We start from the raw sequence: 10,579 nt of genomic DNA on the forward strand, positions 1-10,579 counted from the left end.
TGGTTCGTGCTGGCCGGCCACACATTGATGGTGGGCGACATGGGGCGGACCGAACTTGCCAGCAGCGCCGAGGATGGTGCCCGGGCGCTGTTTGCCAGTGCGGAACGTCTCAAAGCACTGCCTGACCATATGGAGGTGTTGCCTGGGGCCTTTTCCGGCTCGGTATGCGGACGCAGCCTCAGCGGCAAGCCAACTTCGACCATTGGGTTCGAAAAGCGCTTCAACAAGGCATTCCGCATTGCTGACGAAAGTGAGTTCGTAGCGAAAATGGTCGCTGACATCCCGCCACCGCCGCCGGAGGCAGCCGCCAACCGCGCCCGCAATGCCGGGCTGGAAATCGTCGCATGAGCGATGGTGCAGTGTTTTCGGGTGACAATGTAGGCAGGCTCACACGGGGCATTCGGGAGAACCTGACACAGTTCGTCCATCAGTTGCTCCAGGTCATGCTGGTGGGCTTTGCTCTGGGCATGATGCGGACAGTGGTGCCGGCGCTGGCCGAAGCCGAGTTCGGTGTGGCCCGTGGCTCCTTCATCCTCCTGACCGCCTTTGTTGTCGCTTTCGGCATGGTCAAAGGTGTGCTGAACTTCGTTGCCGGTCGGCTGGCCGAGCGAATTGGACGGAAACGCGTGCTGCTGCTCGGCTGGATCGCGGCGTTGCCTGTCCCGTTCATGATCTATTTCGCGCCCGACTGGAACTGGATCGTCGCGGCAACCGTGCTCCTCGGCATAAATCAGGGTCTGGCCTGGTCGATGACCCAAACCTCCAAGCTCGACATCACCCGTGCTGACCAGCGCGGGCTGACCATCGGCCTCAATGAATTTGCCGGTTATGTCGGCGTTGCGGTAGCGGGCATTGTCACCGGCTATGCTGCAACGGCGCTTGGCGCCAGGCTGGGGCTGCTGATCTTCGGGCTCGCTGTCGTGATCACTGCGCTGGTGCTGACCCTGGTCTGGGTTCGCGATACCCTTCCTTGGGCCAAGGCAGAGGCGGCCGCCAACACCACAGGCAAAAGCAGCGCCTATCGCCCGCGCTATCCCCGCAACATCTCCGACAGTCCCACGACCTGGGAAGTGTTCACCCTGATGTCCTGGCGCGACCGACGCATGGCCGCCATCAGCCAGGCCGGGCTGGTCGAGAAATTCGTCGATGCGCTGGTCTGGGTCATCTTTCCGGTGTTCCTGTTCCAGAAGGGCATGGACCTCGCGTCCATCGGCTGGATCGTCGGCGCCTATGGCTTCACTTGGGGCGGCTCACAACTCTTCACAGGACGACTTTCAGATCACGTGGGGCGTCATTGGCCCAATGTCCTTGGCATGTGGATTTCGGGCTTTGGGGTCGCCATGGTCGTGATGGGTAGCGGCGTATGGTGGTGGGCCGCATCAGCCGCCATCGCCGGCTTCGGCATGGCCCTGCTCTATCCCAATCTGTCGGCAGCCGTGGCCGACATCGCACCGCCCAACTGGCGCGGTTCGGCCATCGGCATCTACCGGTTCTGGCGCGACCTTGGGTACGGCATCGGAGCGCTCGGGCTTGGCTTGGTTGCCCATTTCAGCGGCGCTCTCGAGGCGACGTTCTGGTTCGTGGCACTTTCGATGATGATGTCGGGGTTGGTGTTGTGGGTATTTGGCGAAGAGACCCATCCACGATTAAACCCGGAAGATCTGGTTTAACACGGGTGCTGATACCCGTGCCAACAGGGACCTCGCCGCATGGCAGCTTTCAGGCATTGAGAATGCCACGCTCTACGACCGAGATGGGGTCGAGAGCGGCAAACGAGCGGGGCAGGGGGCTACAGCCCTGCGGCCTTTGTAAGGTTCACGCGGAACCGATCCCGCCGGCGTTGATAGCGCCGCGTCATCTCGGCCGAAACGTGTCCGAGCTGCTTTTGAACATAGCGCTCGTCGACTTCGGCCGATGAGGCGAGACCAGCCCGCAGAGAATGGCCCGCGAACAAGGCACCTCGCGCATCTTCCGAAAGGTCGCCCCGTACGCCGGCCGCCAATGCCGCTGTCTTGACCAGGCGGGCGACCTGCTTGTCGTTTAGTCGATCGCCGCCTACGGCCTTGCCCTGCCCAATCACACGGCGAAACAGCGGTCCATGCGCGAGCCGCGCCAGCTTGAGCCAGGTTTCGACGGCTACAACGGGGCAGGTGGCATCAGAGGATCCGCGGCCGATTTCGACCTCGCGCCAGCCAGTTTTGCCACGAATATTCAGGACCATGCCTTTTTCTAGGATCTCGATCCAACCACGGCCGTCCTCGCTCTGCCCTTCGCCGGCATCGAGTCCGACGATTTCAGAACGTCGAAGACCGCCCGCGAAGCCTATGAGCAGCATTGCGCGGTCGCGAAGACCGCGAAGGGTGCCGCGATCCAGTGTCTCGAGCATGGCTATGAGGTCCTCGGGGAGGACAGCCTCCTTTTGCCGGGGCGGTTTCGCATGGACGTTGCGAATGCCAGCTATCACTGTCGCAATATGGCGATCCTTGCGGTCCAGAGCCTGGCCGCGCTGCGCATAGTTCCACGAAAGAGCCGAGAGGCGCCGTTCGATCGTGCTGACCGCGTTGGCCGATCCCGTCGCCTCCCCGGACGCGCAGGCGGTGATGTAAAGGCCAACCGTCTGCGGATCTGGCGGCAGCACTTCGAGCCGCTGCCGGCGACACCAGCTGGAAAAGTGCTTCCAGTCCGAGGCATAGGCCAGCCGGGTATTTGTCGAGCTGGCTGCCTCGACATAGTCCCGGGCGCGATCTGCGAGGGCCCGCAAATGGGCCAGTTCGCCGGCCGGAACCGACACGGCTGAATTGCCGACGGGTTCCGCATCTGCAGCAGAGGGCAGGGGGACGTTGCCGGCGTCGTTTTCAGCGATTTCGTCGGGTTTTTGGACCATTCCCTCTATAATGACCAGAACGTCCGATAATGCAAGATTATCGGTCATTATAAATCGCCGACATGTGGGGCGCATAACTGCGCGTTGTATGGCGAAAAGCGCCGTGGCATGTTAGCCTCCCGGCATGAAATCACGCGCTGATTTGGTCCCTTCCGATCCCCCGCTGATGCCAAAAGTGCCGGTGTGGGCGCGACCACGCGGTCTGGTTTTCCACGATGCAGATGCGGCTTACGCCGCCGGTGCGGCCCTGAATTCCTTGGATAATCTAGTGCGTCAGGACTTTTCCTGGGCCGGCGCCTGGCGTCAGCGTCTGGCCCTGCAGAGCGCCGCGGCGGCGGTAAATTTGACCGGCCGGCGCGAGGATGAATCGGCCCTCCGCGACACCCACTATTTGCGCGGCACCGGCGACGATCCTGGCCCTTCCGGTCACCTGCTGATGGCCTGGCGCCGATTGGCCAGCCGGACCACCGGATGCGACGAGGAAATGGCACGGTCGGTCGCCGAACAGCATTTTGGGCTGCACTGGGATGACGCCCTCACCGAGGTGGTGGCCAATGCGGAGGATATGGTCGTGTCGTCGCGGCCGGCGCCAATGCTGGCGGCCGAGATTGCCGCCGCCGTCTATCGGGTCCGGCCCGATGCTGAGTTGCTAGCGTTCTGGCTTGGCGACATGGTGCTCGCCCAGAAGTTTAGATGGCCCGTTCCGGTGCCGCTGCTAACGGGGCAGGTGGCCTCATCGGTCTTCAAGTCGGGCGAAAACCGGAAGCGCATCCGGCCCGGAGGAGAAGGCTGGGGCAGGGCGGTGTTCTTGGCCTACGCGACCGCGGCGGCGGAGGCGTGCGAGCTCGGCGCCGATTTGGCGCAGCGAGCCGCAAGACTGGTGGAAGTGGCGCCAAAGCTCCGAGCCAAAGGTTCTGGCGAGGTCATCAAACTGCTGCTGTCCGATGACGCAGTGCCGGGCTCCTGGTCGAGCCCAAAACTGTCGGCGCGCGGTGCTCGGCGGCTGTTCGATCGCTTGGGAGAGTTAGGCGCCGTGCGCGAGCTCAGCGGCCGGCCGACGTTCCGACTCTACGGGCTGTGAGGGCAAAACAGATGGCCAGGCGCAAACGGACAGATGCGGAACCACCAATCTTCGATGCCGAACTGGCCGATATGCCGGCGGAGCTACGTTGGCGCGAGTGGATGAACCGGATTGAGGCGGTGCTGTTCGCGGCACCAAAGCCGGTGGAGCGGGAAGCCCTGGCGCGGGTTGTCGGCCGCGACGCCAGCATTGACCTGCTGATTGATGACATCCGCGAAGCTCTCCGCGGCAAACCCTATGACGTGGTCGATGTCTCTGGGGGCTGGGCGTTCCGCACCCGAACTGCCTATGCCGATGCGATAGCCACGTCTGCTGCCGTGCCGGACCGTAGGGTTGATCTGACCCAGAACGAGGCCATGGTGCTGGTGTCAATTGCCTATCACCAGCCGGCGGGCAGGGGTGTCCGAGATTCTGGGCCGGGATGTGTCGCGGGACGTGATCGGGGCGCTGCGCGACAAGAACATGATCACCGCGGGGCCGCGCAGCCCGACGGCGGGGGCGCCATTCACCTATGTGACGACCAAGAGCTTCTTGGAGCATTTCGGGCTCGATACGCTGCGGGAACTACCCGATATCGAAGCAGTGGCGGATGCAGGCTTACTGGGACCGTCTATTGGAAACCTCAGTATGTTCGTAGAATCGGCCAAGGGCGATGCATGGGAACAGTTCGATGACTGATGCTACTTGGTCGGTGCCGCCGTCGGTTCGGGATGCCGTACAAAGCTTATGGCGACGTGGCGGGCAGCGACCTGACAACATGTTCCGGTCGCCAGAGTTTGTGAGGCTCAAAGAGGCTTGCATAGGTGCCTATGACGTGGGAAGCGCCTTCTGGTTCACCATGTCCCTTTGGGAAATTTTGAAGTCGTTGGGTTGTCCTTTGTTAATCCCGGTTGATCGCCAAGAATTGGCGCTTCCTGAAGACGAGGCAGCACTGCAGCTACACTTGGCCCTGACCGCGCAAACAGCCACCGTAATTCACCTATGCCCCCTCGACTGGGCCGAAAGGCCTCCGGTGGTCAGCTTCGGGGACAACTGGGTTGGGCGCTTATCGGCTGAGGAGCTTCGCTCGATAATCGACGCTGAGCGTCTTGCCCGTGCCTTCCCCCAAGTCAGGCCGAACTGGGAAGATCTCGCACAATTCTACTGGTTGGTGGTGCGGGAGACTGTCCCGCTCGATACCGAGCCTGGACAGCGGACAACCCCCCTCGTGTATGCCATGAACAGAGATCTGGGAGCGATTACTGCCCATGAAGACCGGTTTCCGCCCGCAGTAGAACGGGCGTTGTTCCATGTCCTGCTGGCGCCTTGGGAAGATTGGTCGGAAGCAATCGAGGTGGATTGGCGCGGTTTCCGTATTCCATGGGTCTACTCGGTAAGCACCGATCTATGTGTGCGTGCCAATCCGCCACCATTGGAAAGCAGTTTGACCTGGACGACCGAAACTTTCGACCACTATGGAGACGTGGTCGATGTCGAGGTACCGGCTCATTACAGACTAGCCGACGATGCGGAAGGGCTGCCCGCTCTTGTGAATGACACTGCCTGGAGCCAAACAGTTTTAGCAATGGAGAGCGTCCTATTCGACGCTCCGATACGACATTTCCTCGTGCGCGCCTTCTATTCCTCTGGAATCGACGAATTCATGGCGCATCTGACCGTATTCGAGGCGGCCTTAGGTCTGCATTCAGACTTCCAAAAACCAAAGGGCGATCCGCGGGCAGGTCGATCGGTCACGAGAATCATGAGCACTCGTGTCGAGCGATTGCTCGAACAAGTCGGTGCCGGCCAGGAATATACTGATCTTTTCGACCTGCGGAGCGCGTACGTGCATGGGAGGCAGATGGGGCCGATTTCTAGTGACGTCCGCGTCCGCGCACGCCGATTGGCTCGGCGAGTGGTTGTTTCCTTGATTGATCGCGCTCTGGGCCGTGTCGGGTCACCGCCTGCAGATCGGGAGACATTCTTGATCGCGCTTTGCGAGCCTTGGTGATTGCGTGAATGCCGCGTCTGGTTGTGTCGTTCGATAGTTGCAGATGGGCAGTTCGTTTTCACCAAAGCGGCGATTGGCGGCACCGGTGCAGCGCTGACAACGCTCAAGATTAGCTATACGTGCTTGCCCACATGCCGCTCAGCGCGGTGCTGGAGCTAACAGAGAGACTATTTGCCATTCGCTCAAAATAGAATTTGTAGCACAGCTGCTGGTAAAGGCAGATCGCCTGGCACCAATTGGGCTCGTCCCTTAGGCCAAGCCATTCTTCCTCATAGAAGTTCGCCGCCACAACTTCGCACAATAATGCAACTTCCATCGGTGGATGGCACCATCGAGGCACTTTGAGCTTGTGGTCGTGTTCGCGGTCGCCGTGGTTATGCCCGCCGAATTGTAGATGCGTGACCGGACCCGACTGCGAGACGCCGGCTGTTTTGTTGGCCAGATCAAGGTGCCAACGCGACAACGAGCCGTTGGTATCATCATCCACCTCGAGCGCAATGTCCAAGGCCCGGAATGGCAAAGCTGTTCCGTCACCTTGTTCGACCTCGATGCCCTTGGCGACCACCCGAGGCTTAAGCCATCTACCCTTTTCGTCGGTGGTCCGCCTGAACAAAATAGGCGCACCGCGGTCGACTTCAACCGACCATGCGGTTGCATCTTTCTTCAGTTTGAGCTCGCGTGCCAACCGCTGAAGGACGGCGTAACCCTCGGACTCTACGACGTTATGGCGTTCCAACGTGGCCGCTATAGTGGCCATCGCGTCTCCAGCCTCGCCAGCAGAAATCGTCATGACGCAACACCGTCCGACCCTCTGTCGCGCCCCTTAACTTGTTGCGCCAGTTCCCTGTCCGCATCATCGATCGCTAGTGGCGGTTCGACCGCTTCATATTGGTCGGTCTGTATGCAGTCCCAGCAAATTCGGCGGCGGACGGTATATCGCGGTTGGGTCAAGTCGAACGCCGCCAGAGAATGCCGAAGCTCCGTCCCGCGTCCGCACGAAGCGCAAGCAAAGGAGATCAGCTCGTCAGGCGATTTGTTCCAGGGAGAACGGGCGGGACTGAACTCTCGTCCAGTCCTCTCGGACAACAACCTTGCCCTGTCCGAAGCGGGCAAACCCGTGGCACGGCGCTTGAACACATCCTGCGCCCAAGTTTCCAAACGATTGGCCCACCAGCGAGGCCACGCGTCCCCGAAAATACCCTCGTAACCGATGCCCGCCTCCTGCATCACCTCGGTCGCGGTCTTGCCATCGCCCGGCTCGATTCCGAGATAGGCGCAGGCGTTCCGTGTGTCTAAGAGTGGCCCCTGGCGATCGATTAGGGTGAACAGAATGCGGGCCGCGACGTGGGGTGCCGCGGCCTCGGATAGCTTGGTGCGGATTTCCTGAACATCGACAGATGGGCGCTCAGCCTCGGTTCCTGCCATTAGATCGAGGATATCGTATTTGTTGCCCACCGACCGGAGCTTCTCGTAGCCCTGGCACAGACTGATCAGTTCCCGTCTGATCGCTGCGCGCCGTTTGTTGATGTCTTCCTTGACATAGACCCGATCAAAAAGGTCGTGCGCGGTTTTGTCCGGACGGTACAGCGCCTTGATCTTGCTCTCAGCCGAAACAAGCACTAGGGCGAAGTCATGGTCTGGTCGCTCGATGGAAGCATCTCGCAAGTGCTGGGCCAGCGCGCTCCCTTTATAAGTTTGATCGGACTGCAGCCCTGCCGGCGCTTCGTCGAGGCGGTAGTCTATCGCAACGATGAGAGGCTGTTCGCTGACAATGTTGCGAGCCAAAACTGCAACCTCGGCAACCTCGCGCGGCTCAAAGTCGAGCTCGCCGGTCGTCGATAGCGTTTCGGCATAAACGAGGTCTGCGTCGTCCACGAAGATCCCCTTGCGCGTCACGTCTCTTCTCCCATTGCCAAAACTCGAAACTCGAAGCGACATCCATAGCCCGGCGAAGCGTCTTCGACAGATACGGAGCCGCCATAACTGGATGCAATGTCACTGACGATCTTCAGTCCCAGCCCAGTTCCAGGGCCCGACACGCCATCATCGTCAGCTGCCATAGTGGTCGTGAAGAAGGCGTCGAATACCCGCTGTCGATCGGCCGTGGCGACGCCTGGACCTGTGTCTTCAAAACCAACAACGATATACTGTCCCTCGGATCTAGCATCCATGCGAACCTTCCGTTCTTTCACACGGGCGCTGCGCATCGACTTGATAGCATTAGTCAGGAAGTTGAGCAGAACCGAATCCAGTTCACTGCCGTGCATCGGTGTTGTTCGTAGTGTTGGTGGATTGACGACCACCTCAAACTCAATGTTCTGGCGGGTCATATATTCATTAAACTGCGTCGCGAAACGCTGAAGAGCACCGCTGACAGAAAGCGGTCGGAGCTGCCTGCTTTCTGTGGTGGACATCAAGCCCGCAATGTAACCTCCAATATCGAACATTCGATCCGAGCCAAGCTTGAGCTCGACGAATTGCCGCTCGAGCGCCTTCTTGTGTTGAAGGTCGGGAACGGCAGCGATCGCGTCCTCCAGTAGGTCCATCCTCGCACGGAGCGCATCCCGGGCCCCTTTGACCTCGTGCCCAAATACGCTGATGGACAAGCCGAGTGACGCGAGCAGCCGAAGCATTTCCTCGTATTCCAATGATGCCGACTGCAGTTCCTCAACCCGCTGCTCGAACTCTGTGGCGATGGCCTCTGCCTTTGCCAAGACACGTTCGGTTTGCACAGCGTCGGGGCTCGAGGTTGGCGAAATCTCCATATTTTCACGAACAACCCGAAGGTATTCAGAGGGTCGGCGGGGTTCCGGCACGAAATTGCGCTGCCCGGCGTCCTGTTTGCGGTTGCGAGCAGCAGCGACCCGTTTTGCCGACCACTCTACCGCATCTCGCACAAACTGCTTCAGTTCCACATAGGCTTCGTTTTCCAGCAGACCTTCCCGGCTGCTGGTTTCCTCGAAGAGCGGATTGCTTTCCGTGCCCAATTCGACGTGGCCGAAGAAATTTCGGTTGTTGGCAGGGATGAGTAGGTCACGTCGCGAGACATCTTTGTCGAGTTCAAGCCAGTCGTCAGCTGCTTCACCGTAGGGAAGCACTCGAAAACCGTTTCTATAGATTCGGATTCCGCCGAAGGTCCGTCCCAACTCTGCTGCCGAGGTCATGCTCATCCCTGACAGGGTCGTGCTATGATATATAAAGTACGAGGCGCGCAGCGATGTTGGACCGGTCACTAAGAACTTTTTCTCGAAAACCTGACGATCATCCAGACTAATTCTGGGTGAACGGACGCGAACCTCTGCCTGGCCCTTAGCGTCGATGGTGGCAGTTATCGTCGCGAAGGCCTGGGACAGGAAAGTTGTCTCAATCTAGTATTCCAAGCGCTTGGCTTCGCGGCTTATGCCATTGATGCTGACAGCAAAACCCGGGTCTGCTGAGGTTGGGTGTTCGGCCAAAGGTTCCGTGCGGGCGATTGGAAATGGTGGCTGTAAAAGGAGAACCGACCGCCAGACTTTGGCCAGGGCCGTTTCGCTCCAGCCATCTCTCAGGTCGACTATCCTCAAAGTGGTGCCACATTCGTCGGCTGGCTTGTCGAAACGCTCAATATGGCTGAAGACTTCGTTCAGGTCTCGACCCGCGCGAAACTCCTCGTCCCAACTAAATTTGACACGAAAGCCGATGGTTGATCCCCGCGGTCGGGTTTCAAGATAAAGCCATTTACCCAGCCTCTGCACAGAGAAGCGGCCGATACCCTTTTTGCCGGCCCGGGTCCGTCGATAGATGGGCGATAGGGGTTGATCGACTTTAGATGGCGTAGAAATTCTCATCCACGATGAGCGGATGACGTCGTCAAGCATGCCGGACCCATCGTCCTCGATCACGAGCGTTCCACCGGGCCGTTGATAATCTGAGAATGTCAAAACGACTTTCGTGGCGTCAGCGTCATAGGCGTTCTTTATGAGTTCAGAGAGTGCGGTGTCCTGCTTACCGACCAGTTCGGCTCCCAGCCGCTGGATATGACCTGCATCCACCGTGAAGCGGACGTTATCTGGGTCGGACTCGACCCGTGCTCGGCTCCACTGTTCGATGAGTTGCCAATCGGGAGCAGATTTTTTTAGTTCCTCCTCGATTAAGGCCCGAGCCTTTTTCGCGTCCGCTGTCTCGGTCATCTCAGTCATATGTTCCACCGATGCGCTGATGAAGCGCCTTAAATTTTGCGCGTGGGACGACGGTTCTGCCGAATGCGCTCCAGCGCATTACTCAGATGTTTTGAGACGCCCTCCCAGGGGACGACCCCAGCCGCCTGAAAGATAAAACGATCGGCCCGCGCCATCGCGCTCTCGCGCTCCCCGTCCCTTAAGTCACGGTCGATTTTCTTGAAGGCCTTATCGATCGCCACCTTATCGACTGATGGCAATAAGATTCGAATCTTTTCGGCCTCCCGGGGCTCATGCTTCAGTACCCCCGATCCATATCGGCGCCCGACCAATTCCGCAGACAATTGCGAGAAGCTGGTAAGGAGGGAAATGGCCATCAACTTGCGTGTCGCGTCGTCCAACTTTTCCAAAAAATAGACCCGGTGGATCGTATTGGTGTTGGTGAATCCATAGGGGTTCAATACTAG

8 protein-coding genes and 3 pseudogenes are annotated in these 10,579 nt (G+C 59.5%); 5 read left to right on the forward strand and 6 right to left on the reverse strand.

The window, feature by feature from the left end:
- Together J0I64_RS22130 and J0I64_RS22135 are read left to right on the forward strand one after the other, a co-directional pair.
- Nucleotides 1–348: pseudogene (locus J0I64_RS22130) on the forward strand (MBL fold metallo-hydrolase); the annotation flags it as partial.
- A complete protein-coding gene (locus J0I64_RS22135) occupies nt 345–1,670 on the forward strand; it encodes an MFS transporter (RefSeq protein ID WP_291412391.1) in 1,326 nt (441 codons plus the stop codon). The pseudogene J0I64_RS22130 and the gene J0I64_RS22135, both read left to right, overlap by 4 nt.
- 119 nt (nt 1,671–1,789) lie before the next feature.
- Here the strand turns inward: J0I64_RS22135 and J0I64_RS22140 are convergent, their stop codons facing one another.
- Nucleotides 1,790–2,932, reverse strand: a complete 1,143-nt coding sequence (locus tag J0I64_RS22140) for a tyrosine-type recombinase/integrase (protein ID WP_291412393.1) — start codon at nt 2,930–2,932, stop codon at nt 1,790–1,792.
- Nucleotides 2,933–3,050: 118 nt separating this feature from the next.
- Between J0I64_RS22140 and J0I64_RS22145 the strand changes: the two genes are divergently transcribed.
- The 3 genes and pseudogenes from J0I64_RS22145 (at nt 3,051) to J0I64_RS22155 (ending at nt 5,955) form a co-directional block, all read left to right on the forward strand.
- Nucleotides 3,051–3,965, forward strand: a complete 915-nt coding sequence (locus tag J0I64_RS22145; RefSeq protein ID WP_291412404.1) for a DUF1403 family protein — start codon at nt 3,051–3,053, stop codon at nt 3,963–3,965.
- Nucleotides 3,966–4,066: 101 nt separating this feature from the next.
- A pseudogene (locus J0I64_RS22150) lies at nt 4,067–4,643 on the forward strand (SMC-Scp complex subunit ScpB).
- Nucleotides 4,636–5,955, forward strand: coding sequence for a hypothetical protein (locus tag J0I64_RS22155; RefSeq protein ID WP_291412394.1), 1,320 nt, complete (start codon nt 4,636–4,638; stop codon nt 5,953–5,955). Before J0I64_RS22150 ends, J0I64_RS22155 begins: the two are co-directional and overlap by 8 nt.
- A 109-nt stretch (nt 5,956–6,064) precedes the next feature.
- Here the strand turns inward: J0I64_RS22155 and J0I64_RS22160 are convergent, their stop codons facing one another.
- From J0I64_RS22160 to J0I64_RS22180, 5 genes and pseudogenes are all read right to left on the reverse strand, one after another.
- Nucleotides 6,065–6,745, reverse strand: coding sequence for a hypothetical protein (locus tag J0I64_RS22160; RefSeq protein WP_291412396.1), 681 nt, complete (start codon nt 6,743–6,745; stop codon nt 6,065–6,067).
- Nucleotides 6,742–7,851: a hypothetical protein gene (locus J0I64_RS22165; RefSeq protein ID WP_291412398.1), complete on the reverse strand. Its 1,110-nt coding sequence runs from the start codon at nt 7,849–7,851 to the stop codon at nt 6,742–6,744. Before J0I64_RS22165 ends, J0I64_RS22160 begins: the two co-directional genes overlap by 4 nt.
- Nucleotides 7,848–9,119 carry a HAMP domain-containing sensor histidine kinase gene (locus J0I64_RS22170; protein WP_291412400.1) on the reverse strand — a complete coding sequence of 424 codons (1,272 nt, stop codon included), beginning with the start codon at nt 9,117–9,119 and terminating at the stop codon, nt 7,848–7,850. The genes J0I64_RS22165 and J0I64_RS22170 overlap by 4 nt, the downstream gene beginning before the upstream one ends.
- A gap of 204 nt (nt 9,120–9,323) precedes the next feature.
- Nucleotides 9,324–10,133: an ATP-binding protein gene (locus tag J0I64_RS22175; protein WP_291412402.1), complete on the reverse strand. Its 810-nt coding sequence runs from the start codon at nt 10,131–10,133 to the stop codon at nt 9,324–9,326.
- Nucleotides 10,134–10,162: 29 nt separating this feature from the next.
- Nucleotides 10,163–10,579 (reverse strand): annotated as a pseudogene (locus J0I64_RS22180) (hypothetical protein); the annotation flags it as partial.

The organism is Devosia sp., from assembly GCF_017307565.1.
Taxonomy (GTDB): Bacteria; Pseudomonadota; Alphaproteobacteria; order Rhizobiales; family Devosiaceae; genus Devosia.